The 25,669-nt window shown below is 30.4% G+C and carries 20 protein-coding genes, 1 riboswitch and 1 other annotated feature; of the genes, 7 read left to right on the forward strand and 13 right to left on the reverse strand.

Annotated elements, in window-relative coordinates; translation table 11 throughout:
* The first annotated feature begins 37 nt into the window (after positions 1 to 37).
* Positions 38 to 1,411 carry an MATE family efflux transporter gene (locus CLCOS_RS13800; protein ID WP_063602131.1) on the forward strand — a complete coding sequence of 458 codons (1,374 nt, stop codon included), beginning with the start codon at positions 38 to 40 and terminating at the stop codon, positions 1,409 to 1,411.
* A 4-nt stretch (positions 1,412 to 1,415) separates the two neighbouring features.
* Here CLCOS_RS13800 and CLCOS_RS13805 read toward each other — a convergent pair whose 3' ends face one another.
* The 9 genes from CLCOS_RS13805 to CLCOS_RS22835 all read right to left on the reverse strand — a co-directional run bounded on the left by CLCOS_RS13805 (position 1,416) and on the right by CLCOS_RS22835 (position 13,398).
* On the reverse strand, positions 1,416 to 2,138 hold the full coding sequence (locus CLCOS_RS13805; protein ID WP_063602132.1) for an effector binding domain-containing protein: 723 nt from the start codon (positions 2,136 to 2,138) through the stop codon (positions 1,416 to 1,418).
* Positions 2,139 to 2,394: 256 nt separating this feature from the next.
* On the reverse strand, positions 2,395 to 3,339 hold the full coding sequence (locus CLCOS_RS13810; protein WP_063602133.1) for a helix-turn-helix transcriptional regulator: 945 nt from the start codon (positions 3,337 to 3,339) through the stop codon (positions 2,395 to 2,397).
* A 25-nt stretch (positions 3,340 to 3,364) separates the two neighbouring features.
* Positions 3,365 to 4,675, reverse strand: coding sequence for a DUF6179 domain-containing protein (locus CLCOS_RS13815; RefSeq protein ID WP_063602134.1), 1,311 nt, complete (start codon positions 4,673 to 4,675; stop codon positions 3,365 to 3,367).
* Positions 4,675 to 5,148, reverse strand: coding sequence for a DUF6323 family protein (locus CLCOS_RS13820; RefSeq protein ID WP_013238180.1), 474 nt, complete (start codon positions 5,146 to 5,148; stop codon positions 4,675 to 4,677). The genes CLCOS_RS13815 and CLCOS_RS13820 overlap by 1 nt, the downstream gene beginning before the upstream one ends.
* Positions 5,149 to 5,716: 568 nt before the next feature.
* Complete coding sequence (locus tag CLCOS_RS13825; RefSeq protein WP_063602154.1) at positions 5,717 to 7,639, reverse strand: ABC transporter ATP-binding protein; 1,923 nt, start codon at positions 7,637 to 7,639, stop codon at positions 5,717 to 5,719.
* Positions 7,626 to 9,368 (reverse strand): ABC transporter ATP-binding protein, encoded by a 1,743-nt coding sequence (locus CLCOS_RS13830; protein ID WP_063602135.1) that lies wholly within the window; start codon positions 9,366 to 9,368, stop codon positions 7,626 to 7,628. Before CLCOS_RS13830 ends, CLCOS_RS13825 begins: the two co-directional genes overlap by 14 nt.
* Positions 9,369 to 9,413: 45 nt before the next feature.
* Complete coding sequence (locus tag CLCOS_RS13835) at positions 9,414 to 9,857, reverse strand: MarR family winged helix-turn-helix transcriptional regulator (RefSeq protein WP_013238177.1); 444 nt, start codon at positions 9,855 to 9,857, stop codon at positions 9,414 to 9,416.
* Between the two features lie 143 nt (positions 9,858 to 10,000).
* Positions 10,001 to 11,899, reverse strand: coding sequence for an AAA family ATPase (locus CLCOS_RS13840; RefSeq protein WP_063602136.1), 1,899 nt, complete (start codon positions 11,897 to 11,899; stop codon positions 10,001 to 10,003).
* Between the two features lie 281 nt (positions 11,900 to 12,180).
* Entirely contained in the window at positions 12,181 to 13,398 is a 1,218-nt protein-coding gene (locus CLCOS_RS22835; RefSeq protein WP_242867000.1) for a S8 family serine peptidase, read from the reverse strand.
* 172 nt (positions 13,399 to 13,570) lie between these two features.
* A riboswitch (purine riboswitch) is annotated at positions 13,571 to 13,672 on the forward strand.
* 76 nt (positions 13,673 to 13,748) lie between these two features.
* Here CLCOS_RS22835 and CLCOS_RS13850 point away from each other — a divergent pair.
* Entirely contained in the window at positions 13,749 to 15,065 is a 1,317-nt protein-coding gene (locus tag CLCOS_RS13850) for a nucleobase:cation symporter-2 family protein (RefSeq protein ID WP_063602137.1), read from the forward strand.
* Between the two features lie 21 nt (positions 15,066 to 15,086).
* Positions 15,087 to 15,659: a xanthine phosphoribosyltransferase gene (locus tag CLCOS_RS13855; RefSeq protein WP_063602138.1), complete on the forward strand. Its 573-nt coding sequence runs from the start codon at positions 15,087 to 15,089 to the stop codon at positions 15,657 to 15,659.
* 242 nt (positions 15,660 to 15,901) lie between these two features.
* Here CLCOS_RS13855 and CLCOS_RS13860 read toward each other — a convergent pair whose 3' ends face one another.
* Positions 15,902 to 16,417, reverse strand: coding sequence for a hypothetical protein (locus CLCOS_RS13860; RefSeq protein WP_063602139.1), 516 nt, complete (start codon positions 16,415 to 16,417; stop codon positions 15,902 to 15,904).
* 331 nt (positions 16,418 to 16,748) lie between these two features.
* On the opposite strand from CLCOS_RS13860, the gene CLCOS_RS13865 reads away from it, so the two are divergent.
* Positions 16,749 to 17,387: a hypothetical protein gene (locus tag CLCOS_RS13865; RefSeq protein WP_242867002.1), complete on the forward strand. Its 639-nt coding sequence runs from the start codon at positions 16,749 to 16,751 to the stop codon at positions 17,385 to 17,387.
* 73 nt (positions 17,388 to 17,460) lie between these two features.
* On the opposite strand, the gene ilvA is transcribed toward CLCOS_RS13865, so the two are convergent.
* Positions 17,461 to 18,672: a threonine ammonia-lyase gene (gene ilvA, locus CLCOS_RS13870; RefSeq protein ID WP_063602141.1), complete on the reverse strand. Its 1,212-nt coding sequence runs from the start codon at positions 18,670 to 18,672 to the stop codon at positions 17,461 to 17,463.
* A gap of 175 nt (positions 18,673 to 18,847) precedes the next feature.
* Positions 18,848 to 19,121: a binding site (T-box leader), on the reverse strand.
* A 179-nt stretch (positions 19,122 to 19,300) separates the two neighbouring features.
* Here ilvA and CLCOS_RS13875 point away from each other — a divergent pair.
* The 3 genes from CLCOS_RS13875 (at position 19,301) to CLCOS_RS13885 (ending at position 22,336) form a co-directional block, all read left to right on the forward strand.
* Positions 19,301 to 20,032 carry an ATP-binding cassette domain-containing protein gene (locus CLCOS_RS13875; RefSeq protein ID WP_013238169.1) on the forward strand — a complete coding sequence of 244 codons (732 nt, stop codon included), beginning with the start codon at positions 19,301 to 19,303 and terminating at the stop codon, positions 20,030 to 20,032.
* Positions 20,022 to 21,206: an ABC transporter permease gene (locus CLCOS_RS13880; protein WP_013238168.1), complete on the forward strand. Its 1,185-nt coding sequence runs from the start codon at positions 20,022 to 20,024 to the stop codon at positions 21,204 to 21,206. Before CLCOS_RS13875 ends, CLCOS_RS13880 begins: the two co-directional genes overlap by 11 nt.
* 89 nt (positions 21,207 to 21,295) lie before the next feature.
* Positions 21,296 to 22,336, forward strand: coding sequence for a M42 family metallopeptidase (locus CLCOS_RS13885; RefSeq protein WP_063602142.1), 1,041 nt, complete (start codon positions 21,296 to 21,298; stop codon positions 22,334 to 22,336).
* 92 nt (positions 22,337 to 22,428) lie between these two features.
* On the opposite strand, the gene CLCOS_RS13890 is transcribed toward CLCOS_RS13885, so the two are convergent.
* Together CLCOS_RS13890 and CLCOS_RS13895 are read right to left on the reverse strand one after the other, a co-directional pair.
* Positions 22,429 to 24,342 (reverse strand): endonuclease MutS2, encoded by a 1,914-nt coding sequence (locus CLCOS_RS13890; RefSeq protein WP_063602143.1) that lies wholly within the window; start codon positions 24,340 to 24,342, stop codon positions 22,429 to 22,431.
* Between the two features lie 402 nt (positions 24,343 to 24,744).
* On the reverse strand, positions 24,745 to 25,644 hold the full coding sequence (locus tag CLCOS_RS13895) for an NUDIX hydrolase (RefSeq protein WP_063602144.1): 900 nt from the start codon (positions 25,642 to 25,644) through the stop codon (positions 24,745 to 24,747).
* Positions 25,645 to 25,669: the final 25 nt, after the last annotated feature.

Genomic DNA, 25,669 nt, shown 5'->3' on the forward strand with positions numbered 1-25,669 from the left:
CTACTTTTTAATAGCTTAACTTATTGAGGTGAAATTTATGGAAATTCAAAATAATACTCTTAAACAAGGTAAAATAAGAAAATTACTTTTAAAATTTGCCATACCTTCTGTGTTCGCACTTTTGGTATCTGAGCTTTACAATATTGTAGACACGGTGTATGTGGGACACTACATAGGAGTTACTACACTAGCCGCTATTACTATAGCATTCCCAATTCAAAAATTATTAGTAGCCCTTGGGCTTTTGATAGCTGTAGGAGCTTCCACTTATGCCGCTAGAAGTTTAGGTGAAAAGAATTATTCAGAATTTAAAAAAATAGTATTTACTTCTTTCAGTTTGGTTCTAATATCACTTACAATAGTTTCATTAATTATTTTTATATTTAGAAGGCCAATTTTTTATGTATTAGGTGCAGACAATCTAACTTATCCTCTAGTTAACAAATATGTATCTATATTACTTTTAGGAGGCATTTTCCAGTCATTATCAGTAGTTGCCTGTTATATTATGATTTCTCTAAAAAAGACAAAAGCTCTTCTATATACTAATTTAATAGGTGTTACTTTAAATATTTTAATTAACTATATATTAATAGTTAAATTGCACTTTAAAATAGAAGGTGCTGCTATAGCTACTGTATTGTCTCAAATAACTGCCTTTACCTTTGCATTTTACAAGTTTAAAAATATCATAAAGGAATTTCATATGGAATTTTCAATGCGTTCCATTCACAATTTAGTTACAAAAGAAATTATATGGGGCATAATTACCGTTGGATTCTCCACCTTTATAATAGAAATTGAGGATGCCTTAGTTACTGTAGTTCTAAACAACCTTCTTTACACTGAGGGCGGAGAATCTGCCATTGTCATGGTAGGAGTAATAACTAAAATTTCTATGTTTCTATTTGTAACCATAATAGGCATAAGTTCTGCAATGCAGCCTATAGTTGCTTATAATTTTGGTGCTGAAAACTATGATAAAGTTAAAAAGGTTTTAAATACTTCAATTAAAGTAGTTCTAATAACCTCTTTTGCACTTTGGTCAATCTTTATGTTATTTCCAAATTATATCATAGGCTTTTTCTTAAATGATACTACCCTTTTAAATGAAACAGTTAAAGCATTCAGATTATGCATATCTCTAATTCCTTTAACGGGAATATATTATGTAGTAATAAACTATTATCAGGCAATTGGTGAAGCTAAAAAAAGTTTCTTACTTTCAATATATAGAGAGATCATAGTGTTTATCCCTTTAGCCATACTACTTGTTCAGCTTTTTGGTATAAAAGGTGCCTGGGCTGCCTATCCTATAACTGATGCCTCCGCTGTTTTAACCTCTTTTTACTTTTTAAATAAAGCATTAAAGGAAGATTTTGATCAAGTTGGAGTGAGTGAAAAATTTTAATGGATTACTTTACAGCCACATATATATCCACTTCGGAATTTTCACTCCCATCATATCTCTCATCATAAATCTCAAAATCTCCTGTATATGTTCTTTCAATATCAGCATTCCATATATATCCCCAGGCTTCTCCAATGCTTTCCGGCATTTTTCCCTTTACTGTTACCACATAATATTTAGATGCCGGAATTACTTTATATGTCATACTATCAGGTATGTTACCTATATCTTTTACTTGAAGTCCAACCATATAAGAATAATGCCCAAATTCTTTATTTTCATACTCACTATATAATCCTAAAACTTCACCGTTCTTCAACTTATTGGGTATTTTATCCTCAAGCTTTTGCTCACTGAATTCTTTCCAGAGTTTTTCAATTGCAGCCTTGCATTTGCCACCTTCATTAGTAGTCCTTATTTCTTTTCCAACCAATATAATTTGATCCTTTTTAACTGTTTTACAGGTTATTTTGCTCTTTCTCCACCTTTTCAAATTTGGAAGACAGTTTGCCATAAGACCCCTTGCTTCACTTTCCTTCATTCCCTTTTGAACCATAAAAGGTACAGAAGCCTCAATCATCTGTTCCATAGTTAAATCTGGCTGTTTAAAATCTCCATTTTCATAACAGTAAATACAATATTCCTGATTTTTTTTATTATTCTTTTCAGTACCATAAAGTTCCTCACTCATTGGCATTCCACAACTTTGACAGTATTTTTGTTTCATATAATATTCTCCTTCCCTATGGGTTAATTTATCCGATGGCTACCAGCCGTAATACCCCCATCGCACTCTGTGAAACCGACTATCACCAAATCAAAGATTTGGGATATCTGCTTTTCTTATAAAATGGGGTATAACGGCTGCTACGCCCCTGGATAACGATTTCTAAGTTTCAGATGGAGAAAAAACTCCACCTGAAACCAAGAACTCTGTTTATATTTTTATTATACAGGGAAGCTTTGACAGCATTATGTCAAGTTTAATTTTGTTTTTCGTAAATATCATTCATTTTTTTGCATCTATTTTTTATAATCTCTCTTACATGAAGAGGTTTTATTACCTCTACATATTCCCCATAGCCAAGTATCATGGAATAAATCCATTCATCCTCCAAAACTTTAATATTTACTATGATGCTTCCATCTTCTTGAAAGGTCATTTCATCCTTATCAAAAGAATCTTCTACCCTATATCTAACTTTTTCTGAAAATTTAAGAGTAAGTTCTGTAGGCAGCTTTTCAACTTTATTCATGCTTAAATATTTTTCATAAGAAATTCTACCTTTATGAATATCTTCATTTAAAATACTCAAAGTATCCATTCTAGAAAGTTTAAATATCCTGTAGTCCTGCCTTAAATTGCAAAAAGAAAATAAATACCACCCAAAACCTTTAAAAACAAGGGTTATGGGTTCTACCTTCCTCAAAATATACTCACTTTTTGCATTTCTATAGTTAAAAGTCATACACTTCTTATTCTCTAAAGCCTCATATATCATATTATATTTTTCGTTTTCTTCACTAGATTTTTTAAAGCCCCAGGGTAAAGTATCTATAAATATTTGTTTAAAATGCAAATTGAAATCACTCTTCTTTTCATCCGGCACTATATTTTTTACTTTTTCAATGGCTAAATCTACGTTTTTATCATTTAAAACTTCATTTATGTTTCTCAAAGCTTCTACTATGGAAATCATGTCATCCAACGTTAAAAACTGATGGTTGATTTTATAATTGTTCACAATGTAAAAACCTCCATTATTTCCGGACTGAGATGCTATGGGAATCCCTGACATGTTAATTGCTTCAATGTCTCTATAAATAGTTCTTACAGATACCTCAAATTTTTCAGCCAATTCTGCTGCAGATATTTTCTTTCTATTTAAAAGCATGACAACAATTGCAATAAGCCTATTTATTTTCAAAACTAAAATCCTCCATATATTTTAATTACAGTTCCTCTCCTAAATCAATATCCATAATTATCTTTTCTATGTCTCTTATTCTTTTTTCTTTTAGTTCTAGTAAAAATTCGATGTAATAATTCTGCCATTCATATTCTAAAGTACCTTTATAAAGAAGCAGCTTCTCATCCGTGAGTTTAAAAGAATTACACCTTAAGTCATCATAAAATACATTTTTACCAAGTACAGCAAGGGACATGTCATCAAGTGACTGAAATGCCTCTTTATATTCATCGCCAAATAAACATTCCAAATTCAAAATGTCCATGTAATCTTCAAGAGAATGTACATTTTCATTTATAATTTCAAGCTTGTCTTTAACGCTTTCGCATTTTGTAACCTCATCCACAACACAACTAAATGCATAATCATCCATTTTCCTGCCTTTTTCAAAAGCAACATAATTTTGTTCATTATCTTCTTTATCTATAACAACCATATTATAAAGATTCCCGCTGCTACAGGCAATCAAAAACCTAGTTTTAAATGAATTCTCATACTTTTTTATATAGCCTATAAGTTTCAAGTTTTTTATATTAAACTTGGAAATAATTTTACTAAAAGTTCTGTTTACAATTAAACATATCTCCTCTTTGCTTTTTCCTAAAAGCCTTTCACTTATTCTTTTAAACTCATCCATTGATATTGTAAGTTTCTCTTCACTGCTATCTGATAAAACTAGAAAAACAAACTGATCAATAAGCATTTCAAAGACATTTATTGGAGCTTTTATAATATTTATTTTATATTTTTTACCATAATCTCTAAGTAATTTTCTAATATCTTTCTGCATAAAGAAATTACAAAATTCAGTTTCAATCTTCAATTTTTCAAGGTATTGTTTTATATAATAAATGCCTTTTATATTCATATTATCAAATACAAGGGGATAATCCATAGTACACGTTACATCCTGTGCTGCAAAAACTATGTCATAGCTTTCAAAGAAGCAAGTCAGCGCAGTATCTATCGTATAGTTATATATTTCATTTGGAATATGAAGCTTGTTTTCTTTTACTTCTCCATAAAGTTCTTTGCACTCTAACACAGATTTTTTAAGAATTTCAATGCCACCTTCATACGTTTTAACTATATCATCTTGAACCATCAAAGAAAATCCTTTACTAGAATTTGTGGAACTTTTAATGTAGGCATTTATTGCATAGTAAATTGAATTCAAAATACGAACTGCTGTATCCTCTTTTATGGAACTGCTTTTACCTTTTGTGTATCTTACTATTAGATTTTGAAGAATATATAGTGCATCTGTGTTTCTATTTTTAATAAATTCTTTCACTATTTATTGTCCTCCTCTTCTTTTATATTATTAACATCTTTACCATTTCTAAAATTATCTACAATTTTAGAAATACCTTTGCCTTTTATAAGTTCCATCGAACCACCATAAACTGTATTGTAAAAAAACATTATAGTTTTTAATATTTCATCATCACATAAAAAATCTGATGTAGAATTTTTCACATAATGAAATACTTCATACATATCACTAATTGTTTCAACTAAATTGTCCTGATTTACATAAGAAGATTTTCCAAGCTCCTTTATAATAGATTTCATCACATCTAAATTTAGCTCAATCCTACCCTGAGCTTTTAATGCATTGTTTCTGGTCCTTATTATATCTTTTGCATCTTTGACGCTAAGAGCAAGATCATGGATTTTAAGGTCATCATTTAATTTAGAAATTTCATTTATACTGTTTGATTCCTGTAACTTGCTGAGTGAATTAAATATTTCAGGTAAATTCATCGTTTTTCCTCCTAAAAATGAAAATAAAGTACTTGACACAAAATTCATTTTATGATATAGTATTGTTGAGCAATTATATGTTTGTGCAATGGTTATTATAACACATCTCTTATTATAATTAAATAGATAATGTGTAATTTACTATTTTTTATAATGTCAAATCGATAAAATTCATCATAGTCTATATATTTCTACTTATTAAAATAAAATCCAGTTAAATATTTTGCATTTAATTTAACAAAATATCTAACTGGACTTTTAGCTTTAACTACACGCAGTTAAAAATTCATTTCTATAGGTTTCTACCTTAAAAATCAACTTATGCGCAGGCATATTTTTACAATAATCAAGCTCTTTTAAATATTTTGTAAATAAGACTTAGTAAAAAATTCGTAAAAACTTAGAACTTTTGAATTGTCTGAGGTACGAGTTTTCAAAAGTTCTTAGCTTTTCTAGAATTTTTTACTTAGGCTTATCAAAATATTTAACCTAGCTGAAGGTTGTAAAAAATATCCGGAGTATAAGTTTGATTTTTTGCCTAGAAACCCTATAGATATTATAATTGACTTTATGACAGTTCAAAGGCTCCTGTATATAACTGATAATATTTTCCTCTTTGCTCAATCAAATCGTCATGACTTCCTCTTTCAATGATTCTCCCCTGTTCCAGCACCATAATTACATCTGAATTTTTAACCGTTGAAAGCCTATGAGCAATTACAAATACCGTTCTTCCCTTCATAAGCTTATCCATTCCTTCTTGAACAATAGCTTCTGTTCTTGTATCAATGCTGGATGTAGCCTCATCAAGTATTAAAACCGGTGGATCTGCAATAGCAGCTCTAGCAATAGTTAATAGCTGTCTTTGACCTTGTGACAGGTTTCCACCATCTCCAGTAATAACCGTATCATATCCCTTTGGTAAATGTCTTATAAATCCATCTGCATTTGCAAGCTTTGCTGCTGCAATTACTTCTTCCTCTGATGCATCCAATTTTCCATACCTAATGTTATCTGCAACTGTTCCTGTAAACAGATGCGGATCCTGCAGTACAATTCCAAGAGATCTTCTTAAATCATCCTTCTTGATTTTATTAACATTAATGCCATCATATCTAATTTTTCCATCCTGAATATCATAGAAACGGTTAATTAAATTAGTAATAGTAGTCTTTCCTGCACCTGTAGCACCTACAAAGGCTACTTTTTGTCCCGGTTTTGCATAAAGCTTTATATTATGCAGTATAACTTTCTCATCAGTATATCCAAAATCCACATCATCAAATACTACCTCTCCGAGAAGCTTTGTATAAGTAAGCGTGCCATCATGATGAGGATGTTTCCATGCCCAAATTCCCGTATGCTTTTCAGTTTCTACTAATTCCCCTTTTTCATTTTCTTTTGCATTAACCAAGGATACATAGCCTGCATCTTCTTCTGGCTTTTCATCAAGAAGTCTGAATATACGTTCAGCTCCTGCCAGTGCCATTATAACGAAATTAAACTGCTGTGACATTTGATTAATTGTAGTACTAAATGTTCTTGTCAATTGCAAAAATGCTGCAATTCCTCCAAGAGTAAATCCGCCAAATCCACTAATAGCTAAAATGGAACCAAAAATAGCAACAAATACATAATTTATGTAACCAATATTACCCATAATAGGCATTAAAATGTTGGCGTACTTATTTGCATTATTTGCACTATGATAAAGATCGTCGTTTAACTTATCAAAATTGATTTTTGCCTCTTCTTCATGACAAAAGACTTTAACAACCTTCTGGCCATTTATCATTTCTTCTATATATCCATTTACCATACCTAGGTCTTTTTGTTGAAGCCCGAAATACTTTCCACTTTTTCCGCCAATATTTTTGATAACATAAATCATCAAAATTACAATCAAAATTTCAACTATAGCCAGTGGGAAACTTAAATATACCATTGAAATAAAAGTACTGACAACAGTAATAATTGCTGCTAATATTTGCGGAATACTTTGACTAATCATCTGCCTTAAAGTATCTGTATCATTTGTATAAAGACTCATCAAATTTCCATGGGAATGTGTATCAAAGAAACTAATAGATAGACTTTCCATATGAGAAAATATGTCATCCCTTATTCTTTTAAGAGATCCTTGAGAAATTATAATCATCACACGACTGTATACATATGTTGACACAACTCCAACATAATAAATTGCTGCCATAGTAGTTATCATTTTTAAAAGCGGTCCAAAATTAGGATTTGATTTTTGTAAAAGAGGTGTTATATAATCGTCAATTAAATTTCTTAAAAATAATGTACCAATAACATTAGCAAGAGAACTTACGGTAATACCTACTAATACAATAAGAAATAAAAACTTATATTCCTTAATAACATAGGCTAATAATCTTTTTAATGTTTTTAAAGAGTTTTTACTAGGCTTTACATATCCACGATGTCTGCCCATTGCTCTAGGTTTACTATTATTATTTTGAGCCATTGTCATCGTCGTCTCCTTTCACTTGAGATTCATAAACTTCATGATATATATCATTTGTCTTTAGTAACTCCTCATGAGTTCCAAAGCCATCTATTTTTCCATCGTTTAATACAATAATTCTATCTGCATCCTGAACTGAAGATATACGCTGTGCAATAATAATTTTTGTAGTATCTGGTATTTCCTCTACAAATGCTTTCCTAATAAGAGCATCAGTTTTAGTATCCACTGCACTAGTAGAATCATCTAAAATCAATATTTTTGGTTTTTTTAGCAGAGCCCTTGCAATACATAATCTTTGTTTTTGACCGCCTGATACATTTGAACCACCCTCTTCAATAAAAGTATCATACTTATCAGGAAACTTTTCTATAAATTCATCAGCTTGAGCCTCTCTACACGCAGCAACTATTTCTTTATCAGAAGCATTCTTATTTCCCCATCTTAAATTTTGCTTTATTGTCCCAGAAAACAATACGTTCTTTTGCAGCACCATTGAAACTTCATCCCTAAGAGTCTCTATATCATATTTTCTAACATCAACTCCGCCAACTTCAACAGTTCCACATGTAGTGTCATATAGTCTTGGAATAAGTTGAACTAAAGTAGATTTTCCACTTCCTGTTCCTCCTATAATACCTATGGTTTCACCAGAATTAATCTTCAAGCTTACATTTTCCAAAACTAGATTGTTCATATCTTTGTTATAACTAAAACCAACTTTGTTAAATGATATGGATCCATCTTTTACTTCACAAATTGGATTTTCTGGATTTGCTAAATCACTTTTTTCATTTAAAACCTCAACAATTCTTTCAGCAGATGACTTGGCCATAATTACCATTACAAATACCATTGAAATAATCATAAGACTCATTAATATATTAACGGTATAAGTAAATAAACTCATAAGTTCTCCCGTTGTCATGGATTTTGAAACAATCATTTTTGCTCCAAGCCACGACAAAAGTAAAATACATGTATACACTGCAAATTGCATTGCAGGAGCATTAATTATTATTAATTTTTCAGCTCTTATAAAGTACTTATACAAAGTTTGAGAAGCTTTATAAAACTTGCTTTTTTCATGCTCTTCTCTTACATAAGCTTTTACAGTCCTTATAGCAGTTAGATTTTCTTGTACACTAGCATTCAAATCATCATACTTTTTAAAAACTTCCATGAAATATGGATGTACTCTTGTCATAATAATATACAATATAATTCCCAAAAAAATTATGGCACCTAAGAATACAAGTGCTAACTTTGCATTTATATAAAAACTCATTGCCATAGCAAAGATTAGCATAAACGGTGCTCTAACAAGCATTCTTATTATCATTTGAAATGCATTTTGAACGTTTGTTATGTCTGTAGTTAGTCTAGTTATAAGACCAGCTGTAGAATATTTATCTATATTAGAAAAAGAAAAGTTCTGAATATTATAGTACATTGCTCTTCTCAGGTTTCTAGCAAAACCAGTAGATGCTTTAGCCGCATATTTTCCTGATAATGCACCGCAGGTAAGTGATACAAATGACACCATAAGCATTATAGTTCCAACAATGCATACATATTTTATATTTCCTTTTCCCACGCCATTATCAATTATCAATGCCATCAACAGCGGAATAATCGTCTCCATTATGGCCTCTAAAGCAACAAATATAGGCGTTATAATAGAATCTCTTTTAAATTCGCCTATATAACTTGATATCTTTCTTATCATAACCTTGTTCCTCCCCTTGTTAGATTTCTAACTAATATTAGGAATCTATATTCCATCGCCAATTTTTTCAGACAATCTGTCAAGTAAATCGACTAATATGTCTGTCTCCTCATCACTTAATTCATCCTTTAAAGATTCTTCCATTCCAAGAATAAAATCATATACCTTTTTTTGAATTTGCAAACCTTTTTCTGTTATTATTATCTTCTTAAGTCTTGCATCTTCAGAAACACTTACCCTTTTGATATATCCATTTTTCTCCATCAGCTGAAGTACGCTAGTTACTGAAGAACGTCTAATATCAAGTTCTTCTTCTATATCCCTTTGGAATATATCTTTTTTATTGGACTTACAATATATAAAACCAAGTATCCTAGCTTGAACAGCAGTTATACCATACTGTGATGCCTCTTTATCTATTCTTCTATGAATTCTTCTAGAAAGTATACTAACTTTTCTTCCAATGTACATTTCTGTTTTATTGTTCATTTTCACGCCTCCACCATTTGTTAGGTTTCTAATTGTAAGGTTTCTAACTATTATAATTTTAATTATACATTATGTCAATAATTTTTCGCAGAATATAAAAACTATGAAGTTTAGATTAAAAATCTTTCTTCATAGTCTTTATATTACTCTATAAGTTCTTTTATCCATTTATTTATCCTATAAGGTTCATTAGACCAATATTCGGCAATCTGAGGTAAAATTTCATATTGAATAATATTTTTATACTCCTCTTTGCTTAATGTATGCTTTGGCGTACAAAAATAGCTGTGTCCTATGCGAAAATCCCCACCTAAGAAAGGATCATTTTCAATATCTTCATTAAGTTTTATAAACTTTTCAATAATACTGTCTGCCAAATCTTCGTTCTTACTTTCCATATATCTTTTAAAATTTAAATTATTAAATGCAGGTTCAATTTCAATAAAAGCAAAACGCCTTCTAAGGCCACAATCAAACACTCTGCTGCTGCCTTTATGTGCAGTCATAGTGCCTATAATATAAACATTTCTTGGTATATAAAATAAGTTTTCAATATAAGGTAAAGATATACCATAATTTTCCCCGCGCTTATCAGCCTCAACAAGCATAATAACTTCTCCAAAAATCTTACTAAGATTTCCTCTGTTTATTTCATCAATTATAAAATAATAGGGTCTTCTAGGATCACTTTCAGCCTGCTTACAGAAACGATAAAATATGCCGTATTTAAGACTAAATCCATTCTTTTCTGGTCTATAACCTATGACAAAGTCTTCGTAAGAATATCCTTCATGAAACTGAATCATCTTAACCCTTGTATCATCTCTTTGATCCATTATAGAGTAAACAAATTTTCTAGCTATAAGGGTTTTGCCAACACCAGATGGTCCTTTTAGAATTATGTTCTTTTTATACCTTAAAAGGTTATATATAACATCATACTGGCTTTCTTCCATGAATATTTCACTTAAGAAAGCCTTTTTAGAATACGTAGATTTTGAACAAACAGATATTTCTGAATCTTCTTCATCAATAACATCCCTGTTTAGCACAATTTCATTGTACTTAGACTTATCTATTTTCATTCTCTCTATGCTTAGTAATTTCATATCCAATACTTTGTAATTCCTAAACAGACACTCTTCATCCCTAAACTTTTTAATTTTTCTAGTATTTTCAATATAATTTGTAAGCTCTTTTGGATCTGTAAAAATTACACCTTTTTCTTCAAACAAAACGTAATCTTCAATTGTATCAGTGTTAATTATAGGGAAAATATATGGTTTCAAGCAATGAAGAATAACTGAAGCTTCCACTGCTTGCATACCTTTTATGCTAGTTTTAAAGGTTTCCTCAGCCATATGAAGGATTTCATTTTCATCATATGATTTATGTATTCTTATACACAAAGATATAAATCTTCTAGCGCTCTCTTCGTCTGATTTTGAGGCAAATGTGTAAAATCCAGTACTAAACATTCCTACAGACCATTCACCTACGATATTTTCATATTCATGTTTTCTAGCTCTCTCCATTACAGAATTAAATACTTTTATTAGTCTTTTCTTTTCTTCTATAGGCAAATGACTATTTTGTATTTTTTGGATCTTATACTTTACCTTAACCTTCCAGGTTCCCACAGTCATAAAATATAACATATCCAAATCACTTACATCTATAACATCTATTGGTATTCTTGAAAAGGATTCTACTGTTTCCCGAACAAGCTCATAGGACCCATCATATTTATCCGGATCTACATCAGGCATATCCATTATTTCCTGAACAAGTTTATTTTCTTTAAACTCCTCATACAACTTCAAGGAATTAAAAAGATTTTTTGCTTTTATATTTTCATCATCCTCTTTTTCAGTATAAGAAAGTTTAGGAAAAATAGACTCACACTTATCCCTTGCATAAGAATCATCTAGATCTCCATAAGATTCTTCTATTATAAGGCAATTTGAAATTTGAGCATTACAAGTCATATCATCTAACTTTTTAATTATTTTTAGCCATTTATAAAATACGCTTTTATTCATAGGAATTCCCCTTTTTAGTTTATAATAAACAGAGTTCTTGGCATCAGATGGAGTTTTGACTCCATCTGATGCTTAGAAATCGTTATCCAGGGACGTAACTGCTCTTTACTCCCACTTGGAGAAAAGCAGATATCCCAAATCTTTGATTTGGTGATAGTCGCTTTCACAGAGTGCGTGGGAGTATTAGAGCAGGTAGTCATCGGATAAAAAGCAGCTTCATAATTTATCCTTCCATTTTAATCGATATTATATTACATTAAATTAAATTTATATAATTTTATTTATAAATTGGCTTTCAAATTCTCAATTAGTTTTACAGGATTTATTATTTTTCCTAGTTCATAGACCTTCCCTTTGTTTTTAAATTCAATTGTATCTCCAGTTTTTAATGCTACTTTCCAAAATTCTTCAGGAGCTATATTGGGATCAACCTGACATGCCAGCGCATAAACACCTGCTATATAAGGAATTGACCAACTCCAGCCACCTTCTCTGTAAAAAGCATAATCATTATAACCCGTTGGGCTTGCAGTAGACCTTGAGTCCATAGGAACAAGCAATGTATTAGTTGAATCGTATTTTCCGTTATAATAATCTTTTTGCCACCATAATCCTGGGGTATATGATGATTCCATATCAGGATTTAATAAAGGATTTCTTCCAAGTCCATTGAACTTAAATCCATAAGTATGTCTAAGAGATGAAGACACCACAAATATATTTTCCTCCTTAGCTCTCTTCACAGCTTCTGTTACTTCTTTGTATCCAATGTCCTTTGGACCCCAACCAATTGAAATAGAAATAACCCTTATTTTCTTTTCCTTGGGTAATTTTTTATTGATATCTATTATTCTGTCTATAGCTTTTGCAGTATATTTAAAATCAATTTTATCCTTGATACCTGGATCCTGACCTATATAATACAAATCAGATGCTGGTGCAACTCCTGTTGTTTTTCCGACAGCTATTGAAGTTACTGCAGATCCATGCATTGAAGTTTCCTTTGCACAGTGAATTTCTTCATAAGCTTTTACCCTATCTTTATATTCAACATGGTTTACAAGAAGTCTTTGATCTATTATTCCAATTCCAATATTCTTCCCATTTATACCTAATTTATGAAGATCTTTTACTCTAAGTCCAGGATTTTTGCCTGTTTCCATAATCTTTTCCGGCAAAAAATTTATGGGCATATTTTTAGGCCATTTCGTTTTGCTGTCAAAAGTTGAATTTAAAAGATCCTTTTCCTTTCCAGTTACATTCACCTTTGATAAATCACTTGAACGCAAGTCTATTTCAACACTATCCTCAGAATTTGGATCCGGTTTAGGTAAATTATTTAGTTTTTTTATTCTCCAATTTACAGGTATTGTTTTTACCCCAATTCCAATACCATTTTTATTTAATGAAGTATTTGGTTCAATTGATATTTTTATAAATATACCTCCAATAATAGTTAATGCCAATAAAACTATTAAGATTTTATATCTTTTCTTCATAATTAATCCTCCTTATTTTCTAATACAAGTAAATTTTAAGGACTATCTTTGAAGAAGTACTTATTAAATTTATTAAGATTTAATTAAGATCTCAAAATATTTCTTCTAATACGATGAAATATTTTACATTATACTTTAATGTGAAATGTGTTATAATCTTATTTGTGACTTTAACCATACATAAGTAATAACTCGTATACATTCGGTAATATGGTCCGAAAGTTTCTACCTGCTAACCTTAAATAAGCAGACTACGAGGTTATTTGAAGTTTTATATATCTTTCAAATGTACCTCATTTTTTATGGGGTATTTTTTATATTCTTAACTATTAACTAAAAAGGAGCCTATCATGGAAGCTAAAAGACAAGAAGAACAAACATCTGAAATAGGACTAATTTATGGAGTTTATGATAAGCCTAAATTATTATCTCAAATTTTATTAGGATTTCAGCATATTTTTGCTGCTTTTGGTGGAATTATTGTAGTCCCAATAATTATTTCATCTTCACTAAAACTTGACTCCCATACATCTACAGCACTAATAAGTGCTGCAATTCTAGTAGCTGGAATAGCTACACTCATACAATCTAGGGGTATTGGCCCAGTTGGAGCAAGGGTAGCCTGTATTATGGGAACGGACATTACTTTTGTAGCTCCGGCTGTAGCAGTTGGAAAAAAATTTGGACTCTCCGGCATATTCGGAGCCACTATATTAGGGGCACTTATTGTAATTATTTTAAGTTTTTCTATTAAATACATAATGAAACTTTTTCCACCAATTGTAACTGGAATAGTTGTATGCCTAATAGGACTTACACTTCTGCCAGTTTCAATAGATTGGGCGGCAGGAGGTTCTGGAGTCCAAAATTATGGAAGTTTAAAAAATATAGGCATTGCGTTAACTGTAACCTTAATTACTTTACTTTTAAACCATTATGGCAAAGGACTTTTAAGCAGTGCTTCAATTCTAATTGGAATGGCAGCAGGTTACATAATTTGTATTGCTCTTGGTATGGTAGATTTCTCATCTATTTCAAAAGCAAGTATAGTAACACTTCCAAAAATATTTGAACATGGTATCACCTTTAATTCAAGTGTTCTACTTCCGTTTATTCCGGCATATTTAGTTTCTGTCATAAGTACTGTAGGAAATTTAAGAGCAATAAACGAAATATCCGGTATTAAAGAGGATGATATTAGGATTTCACATGGTGTACTTTCTGATGGGCTTGGAAGTGTAATTGCTGGAATATTTGGTGCTATGCCAAACACTTCTTTTAGTCAAAACGTTGGATTGATTCCACTTACTAAAGTTGCAAGTAAATTTGTCACAATGACTGCAGGAATAATACTTATTATACTAGGACTATTTCCTAAATTTGCTGCGATAATAAACGCAATGCCTCAAGTTGTACTCGGTGGTGTTGGAATAGTAATGTTTGGAACGGTTGCTGCTGCTGGAATTCAAACTTTAAGTAAGGTAAAATTAAATAATAGGAACCTTCTCATAATAGCAACTTCTATAGGTTTAGGTCTTGGAGTTACTTTTAGGCCTGAAATTTTATCAAACCTTCCAGAAAGTTTAAAGATGATTTTTTCATCTGGTATCTCTACAGGAACTATTGCAGCACTTATATTAAATCTTATTTTAAGAGAAGAAAAATAAAAAATCGCGAGGTGTTAATTTATGAAGGAATTACGAAAAAAAATCTTAGAGGAAGGACATGCCTTAAGTGAATCAATATTAAAAGTAGATTCATTTTTAAATCATAAAGTTGATCCAAGCCTCATGTATTCCATAGGAAAAAGTTTCACAGAACATTTTAAGGACATGGGGATCACAAAGATATTTACTATTGAAAGTTCAGGAATAGCCCCAGCTGTTATGACTGCACTTCAAATGGATTTGCCTATGGTAATACTAAAAAAGAAAGAATCCAAAACATTAAATAAGGACGTGTATCAAACCACAGTTCACTCATTTACCAAGGGTTCCGATTATGAACTCACTTTATCTCAAAAATACATATGTCCTGAGGATAATATTCTTATAATTGATGATTTTTTAGCTAACGGAGAAGCTTCAAAAGGTACTATACGCCTTATTGAACAGTGTGGTGCAAAGGTAGCAGGAATAGGAATCGTTATTGAAAAATCCTTTCAACCCGGCCGTAAACTCCTTGATGAACAAGGATATCATGTATATTCCCTTGCCAGAATAAAGAGGCTTGCAAAAGATACTATTGAATTTATGGATTAATTAAATTTGTTTGAGTTTCTATTGTGACCTGGATGGAAAATAGATGAAAACCTTCATTTATTTTTCATCTTTCTTTTATACCCAGATAAAAATCAACTTATTCCTAGATTCCTTCCAAATTTAATTTCCATAAATATAAAAAGAACATACAATTTCCATAACCAGTTTTATAAGTATTTATATCAGCTAATGTACTATAAAATTCTAATATGCATATTTTATCTGGCCGGAATTAAAGTTATCTATAGATCAGAAAACATTTTAATGTATTCTTCAGAAAAAGGCGGTATGTTACTAAGTAAACTATCTACTATTTCATCAACATTTTCATCTGTAATTTTTATTCCTTCCATACCATCTTCATCTTTTTTAATAAAATTTTCATCTTTGAATTTTTTCATGTCTTGTTCATTATTCTTATCTTCTAATTTCTTCACAAATTTATTATATTGGTTTTCATAAATAGACCTATAACTATCATGTTCTAATGCTTCTGAATTACTTATACATTTATTTGATAGATAAATGTTATCTTCCGTAAACATAAGGTTTCCATATACATAAGCTCTCATACAAGGAGCTCCTCCACTTGTAGGTAAATTTATTTTTCTGTTTTCTTTTTGATGTATATTAAACCTATAATCAGATTCATGCCTTTGTAAATAGCACTTAGAGTCCAGCTTTTCCAACTCCTTCATAACAAATTCAGATACATCTGGCTTTAACTTTTTTATTACATTTTTAACTGTAATGCCCATACTATCTCTCCTTATTCATATCTTTTTTGGTAGTTAGTTATTAAGTACTTTTAGAATATTTAAATTAAATTAAATACTCTTATCTTCTATTATACTATTTATATTGATAATCTCAAAATTTGCATTTATTTACAAGAAAAATTTTACACTTATATATGTGATTTTACTTAAAATTATTAATGCATGCCTAAAATACTAATTAAAATTTACTTTATCTGATGAATGCACTTAATTTGTAACAAATAAATAGTATTTAAATATCATATATACTGGGGAACATATTAGACTCTTGCAACAGCCTAATATAAACAATGGTTAGGAGGAAAAAATGATGTCCCATCATCATAAAAATGAAGTCAATATTCATGAATTAGAAGATACTTCTTTACAAACAGAAAGTTTTTTAATAGGAGCAGCAGCTTATAATAGCTCCTGCAATTTATCTGATAATGACAAAGGAGTTGGCGTACTGTATCAGCAGCAAGGTGCTGTAAAGATACACAATGGAAGAATAATCGGTTGTGATGGTCAGGGTTATATAGTACGACATTGTTCAGATGCAAGTAAGGGAAGTCCTTTTAAGTATGATAAATTCTATTTTTACAATGAAAAGTATTTTCATACTCATAGTATTCAACACGCTCATGCACATGCATTTATTAATATTGGAATAAGGGACAATAAACATGTATTTTGTTACTATGGGAAAGAAAAAAATGCTAAAAATCTTCACACTCATAATGGTGTATTTCATTCTTTTTCCTATAAAGATCCTATAACTAAGAAGTCTGTAACCAGCAGTGATTTTACTACCTTTTTAAGTTTTCGTATGACGCCCCATTTAGTAAACAGTATAGTTTACTATCATTATATTCAAGAGTATGACAATAAAAAACATCAAACTGTTTTTAAATATGTAAAAACTTCAGCTGATCATATAAAGCATTATAGAGAAGTACCACACAAATAGATTATATAATGATGTTTCAAATAAAGCGGATAGCTTTAACACTATCCGCTTTTTTAAAGAATTTATTTTCTTCTTAACAAACTCTATCTACATCATATCCTTCATCATTTAATGCCTTAACTATAGATTCTATATGCTCATACCCATTTGTTTCTACCGTAACTTCTAAAACCACATGTTTCAATCTGTCAACAGCTTTGAACTGATTGTGATCCAACTTTATTACATTAGCTCCTTTTTCAGCTAATATCTGAGATATTTTAACAAGTTGTCCTGGAGTGTCCTTAAGTTTAACTGAGAAACAGAATATTCTTCCTCTTGAAAATAATCCATTATTCAAAACGGATGCCATTGTTACTACATCTATATTTCCTCCACTTATTAAAGAAACTACTTTTTTTCCTTTAAAGTTTAATCTTTTTAGTGCTGCTAAAGACATTACTCCCGTTGCTTCTGCTGCAAGCTTATGTTTTTCCAAAACAACAAACACAGCCTCCATAAGTTCTTTATCACTTACTGTAACAATTTCATCTACATATTCTTTTATTACTTCAAAAGTAAGGTCTCCAGGCTGCTTTACTGCTGCACCATCAGCGATAGTATCAACTTTATCTGCATAGGTGAGTTTACCTGTATCAAAAGAAACTTTCATAGGATTTGCACCTTCAGCTTGAACTCCTATTACTTTTATATTAGGATTAATAGATTTAGCAGCTACTGCTATTCCACTTATTAACCCACCTCCACCTATTGGTACTAATATAGCATCTACATCCTTTAGTTCTTCTATTATCTCAAGTGCTATAGTTCCCTGACCTGCCATTACATCTACATCATTAAAAGGATGAACAAAAGTATACCCATGCTCTTTCTCTAATCTTTTAGCTTCTTCATAAGCCTCATCATAAACTTTTCCTTTAAGTACTACGTCAGCTCCATAGTTTTTAGTAGCTTGGACCTTTATAAGTGGAGTAGTTTCAGGCATAACAATTGTTGCCTTAATTCCAAGTTTTTGTGCAGAGTATGCTACACCTTGAGCATGATTTCCTGCAGAAGAAGCTATAAGCCCCTTTGCTTTTTGTTCATCACTTAGTTTAACGATTTTGTTTGATGCCCCTCTTAACTTAAATGCTCCAGTAATTTGAAGGTTTTCTGGTTTTATATATACCTCATTACCACTTTCTTTGCTAAATTCTGAACTATATATTAATTTAGTTTTCACACATATTCCTTCTATTCTTTTACTAGCCTCTAATACATCCTTTAATGTTAAATTCACTTTCATAATCTTCAAATCTCCTCTCTTATACTCGATATAATAATATTATTACGTATTGCACCTTGCCCCAATTCTAAAAATTTTCTAATATAAAGTAAAAGCCCCCTATTCACTCACCTCTCAAATTTTATAATATAATAAAAAAATCTTTCGTTCTTATAAACATACTTTTAAATATGCTTATAAGGACGAAAGATTAACTTCCCGCGGTACCACCTCAATTACAATTAGATACACTAATTGCCACTCAACTCAGGTCAACGTTAATAAAAACATCTATTCATCGTGAACCCTAACCATATATCGCTGGTATACGTCCTCATTTACTTGGCAAAAGCCTTTCTACTTGGAAGCTCCGGAGTGATAGCTGCATATTTATGTTAACACCAACTTACACCAATGCTGGCTCTCTGTAGTTAAACATCAAATATTTCTTTCTCCATCAAAGCTTGTATTTATTACTAACTTGTTGTTAAGTATATTATTTTTTTGTCATATTGTCAATCTATTTTTCTAATTTTTTTCTAAAAATATTTAAATCTTTAAAACTTACAGTTTACAATTTTCTCTTATTATTGCATAATAATTTGAGAAACAAGTTAACTTAAAATAAAAAAGAAAGGCAGGAAACACATTGATTAAAGTTCAATCATTAACTAAAATATTTAAAAAGATTTCAGCTGTAGATAATATTAGTTTTGAAGTTAACAATGGGGAAATAGTAGGACTTCTTGGTGAAAACGGAGCAGGTAAAACAACTACACTTAGGATGCTTGCAACTATGCTAAAGCCCACATCAGGAACAGCTTTAATAAACAATTATGACGTGAATAAATATCCAGAAAAAGTAAGAGGAGAAATAGGAATACTCTTTGGCGGCGAAGTTGGTCTTTATGATAGATTAACTGGAAGAGAAAATATAAGATACTTTGCAGAACTCAATGGAATGTCAAGGTACGAAACCGAAAAGAGCATAAAGTATTTAGCAAAAAATCTTGAAATGGAAGACTATTTGGATAGGAGAGTAGGTAAATTTTCAAGAGGAATGAAGCAAAAAATTTCTATAGCTAGGTCTATCGTACATAATCCATCAGTAGTATTATTTGATGAACCAACATCAGGTCTAGATGTCAGTTCATCTAGAATAGTACATGATTTTATAAAAAAGTGTAAAATTGACAATAAAGCTGTCATATTTTCAAGTCACAGTATGGCTGAAGTAGAAAAGCTTTGTGATAGAATTATAATAATTCACAAAGGAAAAATTATAGAAACAGGAACAATAGAAAATTTAAAGTCTAAATACAATAATGATGACATGGAAGAAATATTCATGCAGTTGGTAGGTGATATAATTGAAAACTAATGTTGTATTAATAGTGTTAAAAAAAGAACTTTTAGATATGTTTAGAGATAGAAAGACAATCCTCATGAGTATATTAATTCCCATGCTGCTTCTTCCTGTACTTTCGTTTGTTATAGGAAAAGCTACAAGTACAAGTCATAAAAATGTAGAAAGCAATTTAAAAATAGCTGTGGTTGATAAAGGCAGCAGCAATTTAGGATCATTTTTTAAATCACAAAAGAATGTAAAAATAATTAAATCCAACAACATAAAACAAGATGTAAAAGATGGTAAAATTTTAGCAGGTATAACTATACCAGAAAATTTTGATGAAAATATAAGTAAAGATATGAATGAAAAAATCACATTAACTTATGACAACTCCAGTAGTGACAGTATGGAAGCCTTTGACATATTAAATTCTTACATAGATAAATATTCAAAGAATATAGTTTCTAAAAGATTGGAAAAAAGAAATATAGATTCTAAAATATTAACTCCAATAAATGTTGCCCAGGATACTATAGAAAAAAAGGAAAGTGGTATTGGGAAATTAATGCTTAATATAATGGTACCACTTTTATTGATTCTTGGAAGTGTTGGCAATACAGTAGCACCCTCCTTGGACTTAGGTGTTGGAGAAAAGGAAAGAGGTACTCTAGAACCACTTCTAACTACAAAAGCAAGTAGAATGTCCTTACTTTGGGGAAAATTTCTTGCAATTACAATAGTGGGAATTATAGTATCACTGGCAAACCTTGCGGGATTATTTATTTCAATGAATCAGACAAATGGAATGTTTCAAGGTGCAAATGACATCAATATAGGATTAGAAACTATTATTTTGATAATGATTTTGCCTATACTTTTAACTATGGTTTTTGGGGCCTTAGGGTTGTCCATAAGTATTTATGCAAAATCATCAAAAGAAGCTCAAACATATTTAAGTCCTTTTACAATAATAGCTGTCATATTGGTTTATGCCACAATGATGAAGGACGCTAAAAGTATAGAAACTTATTTTTTTAGTATACCTATAGCTAATGCTTCTTGCCTTACAAAAGAGTTCTTAGTTGGAATACACAATACAGCACATATAGCTATAACCTTTGGCTGGATGATAGTGTATATAGTTGCTGCAATCTCATTTGCAAGATATATGTTCAATAAAGAAAGTGTTATTTTTAGGTCATAATTTTCTAAGCAAAATTGACTCTTACTATATTGTAATCATAAAATAAATATAAAGACTAAACTATATTTTACACTTGGAGGATTAAAATTATGAATTATGACAAAAATACTATTTTAAATATTCTAAAAACTATTCTTTCTATACCAAGTCCTACAGGATATTCTAAGTTAATAATGCAGTATCTCAAGGATGAACTTAACAAAATAAATATACCTTATAAAACCACAAATAAAGGTGCTCTTATTGTATCTTTTACTGGAATAAATGACGATTATCAAAGAACCTTTACATCCCATGTTGATACATTAGGTGCAATGGTTAAAGGCATAAAGGAAAATGGCACTCTTTCCATGGTTCCTATTGGCGGATATATGATGTCAACACTTGAAGGTGAAAATTGTACTATAAAAACTTTAGATGACGTAAGTTATTCCGGTACTATTCAAACTATCAAACCTTCTGTCCATATAAACGGTGATGAAGCCAACAGCCTTAAGAGGATTCCTGAAAACATGGAGGTAATACTAGATGAAAAAGTGTTCTCTAAAAATGATGTAGCAGCTCTTGGTATTGATGTAGGAGACTATATATGCATAGATACAAGGACAACTATCACTGAAAAGCAATTTATTAAAAGTAGATATCTAGATGATAAAGCTAGCGCATCTCTTCTTATGTATGTAATTAAATACATTGATGAAAACAATATAAAACTTCCTTACACAACTAATTTCTATATAAGCAATTATGAAGAAGTTGGTCATGGTTCTAGTGCTGCTTTACCTGAAAAAACTAAAGAGTTCATAGCTGTTGACATGGGAGCCCCTGGCTGCGATCAAAATTCATCAGAATATAGCGTATGTATTTGTGCTAAAGATTCCTCTGGTCCTTATGATTATGATCTTAGGAAAAAATTAGTTCATACCTGCAAGGAAAATAATATCTCATATAAACTAGACATATATCCTCACTATGGTTCAGATGCTTCTGCTGCACTACGTGCTGGTTGGGATGTTAGAACAGCCCTTATAGGTCCTGGTGTTTTTGCATCTCACGCCTATGAAAGAACGCATGTAGATGCATTGTTAGCTACAGTTGACCTTATCATAAAATATATTACCGAAGTATAACCAAGCTTTATAATAAGCCGAGATCTTAAATTCCCGGCTTATAGTGTTATTTTAATTCATAATAAACAATAATGTTTATATAGTGCAAGATTTCATTCCTTATGATATTGATTTTTTATTTCTTTTTGAATCTTTTTTAAAGCCTTTTTAGAGCCCCTTATAATGTCTCTTTCTAACTTTCTATCTTTATAACTTACAAATAGAGTATTTAAATCATAGTCCTTAGGATACAAATCTTCTGCTTTTAATTCTAGCCTGATTCTCTTTTCATTAACTTCTATAAAATTTTCTTTATACAATACAGTAACATTGTTAAACCTATCCTTTTCTTTATAGACAATAGCAAAATCTTCATAGTCCATAAGAAATACCCTATCTCCTATTTTAAAGTAGTAATAGTTTTTGTGTTCATCAAATTCTTCTTCAACTTTTCTATTTTTAATTTTGCTCTCTCTAACTAATTTAAAGTTATAATCTTTATTTTTTATATAGCTTTCTGCTTTCTCAAGTACAGAGTTTTTTATACCCATTTTTTTAGATATCCAAAGTGCATTGCTCTCTCCAGATTTACCTATAATTAATTTATACAATGGTTCTAATGTTTCACTTTCAAATTGCATAGCCGCATTTTGAAAATCTTCGTGAATTTCTGAAAAATTCTTTATTTCACCATAATGAGTAGTGGCTACTGTAATACATCCTTTATGATAAAATTCCTCTAATATGGCTATAGCAAGTCCTGCTCCTTCATTAGGTTCTGTTCCGCTTCCTATTTCATCGCACAATATAAGTGTAGATTTATTGCTATTGTCAATTATATCTGCTAAATTTTTTATATGGGAAGAAAAAGTACTTAGTGCATTTTCTATACTTTGATCGTCTCCAATATCAACAAATATTTTTTCAAATACAGATATTTCTGTTCCTTCTGCAGCTGAAATATGAAATCCTGATTGAACTGCTAAGGTTAAAATTCCTACTGTTTTTAATACTACTGTTTTTCCACCTGCATTAGGTCCTGTTATTATTAAAGTTCTATAATCATCACCTACCTTAAAATCTAAAGGTACTACATCACCTTTTAACAATGGATGTTTTCCCTTTATGATATTTATATATCCATAATCATTAATTTTAGGCTTCATTCCATTAATAGCTTTACTGTATTTCGCCTTAGCAAAAATCATATCATATTCTTCAATAACTTCCATATTAATTTTAATTTCTCTTAAATTATCAAATACTAATGCTGTTAAAGTAGATAGTATTTTATATTCCTCTATTGATTCTTCAGCTTTTAATGCTGTTAATTCTTCTGTACTTTTACTTATATTATTTGGCTCTATGAATATAGTGGAACCTTTAGAAGAAGTTTCTACTATATTGCCTGGAACTTGATTCTTATATGCAGCTTTTATAGGTATAGTATATCTTCCATTTCTTTTGCTTATAAAAAATTCCTGTATATATTTTTTATTACTACTATTTTTTAAAACCTTTTCTAATTTATCTTGTATCTTACTTTCCGTATTTTCTATAAGTCTTCTTATTTTTCTTAATTCTTTGCTAGCGTTAGAATCCACCAAGCTTCCCCTTATAGAAAGTTCAATCTCTTCTTCTATAAATGTAAATTCTGTAATTGAATTACCATATGAACTTAATGTTGGAGCATAAAATTCTTTATCTTTCATAAAATTCTTAATTTTTCTGCACCCTCTTAAAAAATTGCAGAGAGTAGTTAAATTTTCTGGCTCCAGCACCATACTTTTTTCAACATTATCTATAATATTATCTATATTGAATATTCCCTCTAAAGGTATATAACTGCAAGTATCTAATAAAGCTCTTCCTTCACTGGTTTCATTCAGCCTTTTATCTATAACCTTTAAATTTGTACTTGGCTTAAGCTTATCTATTAACTTTTTTCCTAATCCGCTTACACAATAAGATTTTACTATTTTCTTTAAGTCATTATATTGCAATTTATCAAAAGTGTTTGTATTCATTTTCTTTTCTCCTTACATAGAATTTAATATTCTATGAAGATACAAATATCTTGGATAGATTTCACCTTTGACACATTATACTTATTAAATATTATTTTTACGAAAAAAAGCTGTGGACATTTCCACAGCTTAAAATACATACCATTAAGATAGCCATAAAGAACTATCCTGTAAATATAATAACGGTATTTTATAGCTTTGTATCTCCATAGATTGCTTTAAATAAACCTATGACAAACAAAGGTATAAAAACTACCCTTTTTTCAAAGATCTATTTAAATATAAAATTTAATCTATTTAGATACTACCACGCTCATAAAATACCTCTCTATTTTTATTTAATGAAATCTATCTTTTTTGATTGTATTATATGTATATGTAAATTGTCAACTAATTTATTTTTTATATGCTTCTTTTCCATCCTGAATTATATCTAAATAATTTTGAAGGTCTATGCCCAGCATCCTTTGTAAACTGATTTGTTTCAATAACCATACTTGCAACTTTTCTTCTAAAGGCAGCTGCTAAAAGTTCTTTTCCTTGTATAACCTCATAAACCTGCTGAAGTTCCGTTAACGTAAATAATTCTGGCATAAGATTAAATGCTAAACTTGTATATTCAATTTTATTTCTTAACCTGCTAATAGCATATTCAATAAACTTACCATGATCAAAAGCAATACCTGTAGATTCCGTAATTTCTCTACTTACTTCACCATCTGGATTTTCTATAATTCTTATCTTGGCAGATAGTTCCTCATTTTCATTCCAGAGTTTTATTTGTACTATTTGTTCATAAATATATTCTTTTTCCATTGCTTCTTTTTTTTCTTGAAGCAAATTGTAACTGACATTAAACCATGCCGCATCTTCTTCATCACTGCCAGCTTTAATGCTTAATGAACTGCTGTCCACAAGTGCCATATAAGATGAACTTATTACTCTAGTCCTAGGATCTCTATCAACTTCTCCCCAGGTATATAACTGTTCCATATAAATATCATCAACATTAGTTTCTGCTCTTAATACACGTAAAGCTGCTTCGTCCAAGCTTTCATTAATACCTACAAATCCACCAGGAAGTGCCCATTTCCCAATGCATGGATGATCTCCTCTCTTTACTAAAAGAATCTTTAAAGATTTTTCTGGAAGCTTCCTGTAATTTTCCTTTTTTTCGTTCATTACTGTAAAAATCAACATATCTACAGTAAGAGATGGTTTTTCATATATACTATCATCATATTGCTTTAAAAACTCTTCTTCAGTTAATCCTTGTTTATTTTTAATGTCCACATATTTCATATTATCACTCCGAGTTTACTTTTAA

This window comes from Clostridium coskatii (assembly GCF_001675205.1).
Lineage (GTDB): Bacteria > Bacillota > Clostridia > Clostridiales > Clostridiaceae > Clostridium_B > Clostridium_B ljungdahlii.

Coding starts and splice junctions, on each gene's coding strand:
- CLCOS_RS13800 (WP_063602131.1), top strand. CDS start 38: ATGGAAATTCAAAATAATACTCTTAAACAAGGTAAAATAAGAAAATTA.
- CLCOS_RS13805 (WP_063602132.1), bottom strand. CDS start 2,138: ATGAAACAAAAATACTGTCAAAGTTGTGGAATGCCAATGAGTGAGGAA.
- CLCOS_RS13820 (WP_013238180.1), bottom strand. CDS start 5,148: ATGAATTTACCTGAAATATTTAATTCACTCAGCAAGTTACAGGAATCA.
- CLCOS_RS13825 (WP_063602154.1), bottom strand. CDS start 7,639: ATGGCTCAAAATAATAATAGTAAACCTAGAGCAATGGGCAGACATCGT.
- CLCOS_RS13830 (WP_063602135.1), bottom strand. CDS start 9,368: ATGATAAGAAAGATATCAAGTTATATAGGCGAATTTAAAAGAGATTCT.
- CLCOS_RS13835 (WP_013238177.1), bottom strand. CDS start 9,857: ATGAACAATAAAACAGAAATGTACATTGGAAGAAAAGTTAGTATACTT.
- CLCOS_RS13840 (WP_063602136.1), bottom strand. CDS start 11,899: ATGAATAAAAGCGTATTTTATAAATGGCTAAAAATAATTAAAAAGTTA.
- CLCOS_RS22835 (WP_242867000.1), bottom strand. CDS start 13,398: ATGAAGAAAAGATATAAAATCTTAATAGTTTTATTGGCATTAACTATT.
- CLCOS_RS13850 (WP_063602137.1), top strand. CDS start 13,749: ATGGAAGCTAAAAGACAAGAAGAACAAACATCTGAAATAGGACTAATT.
- CLCOS_RS13855 (WP_063602138.1), top strand. CDS start 15,087: ATGAAGGAATTACGAAAAAAAATCTTAGAGGAAGGACATGCCTTAAGT.
- CLCOS_RS13860 (WP_063602139.1), bottom strand. CDS start 16,417: ATGGGCATTACAGTTAAAAATGTAATAAAAAAGTTAAAGCCAGATGTA.
- CLCOS_RS13865 (WP_242867002.1), top strand. CDS start 16,749: ATGTCCCATCATCATAAAAATGAAGTCAATATTCATGAATTAGAAGAT.
- ilvA (WP_063602141.1), bottom strand. CDS start 18,672: ATGAAAGTGAATTTAACATTAAAGGATGTATTAGAGGCTAGTAAAAGA.
- CLCOS_RS13885 (WP_063602142.1), top strand. CDS start 21,296: ATGAATTATGACAAAAATACTATTTTAAATATTCTAAAAACTATTCTT.
- CLCOS_RS13890 (WP_063602143.1), bottom strand. CDS start 24,342: ATGAATACAAACACTTTTGATAAATTGCAATATAATGACTTAAAGAAA.
- CLCOS_RS13895 (WP_063602144.1), bottom strand. CDS start 25,644: ATGAAATATGTGGACATTAAAAATAAACAAGGATTAACTGAAGAAGAG.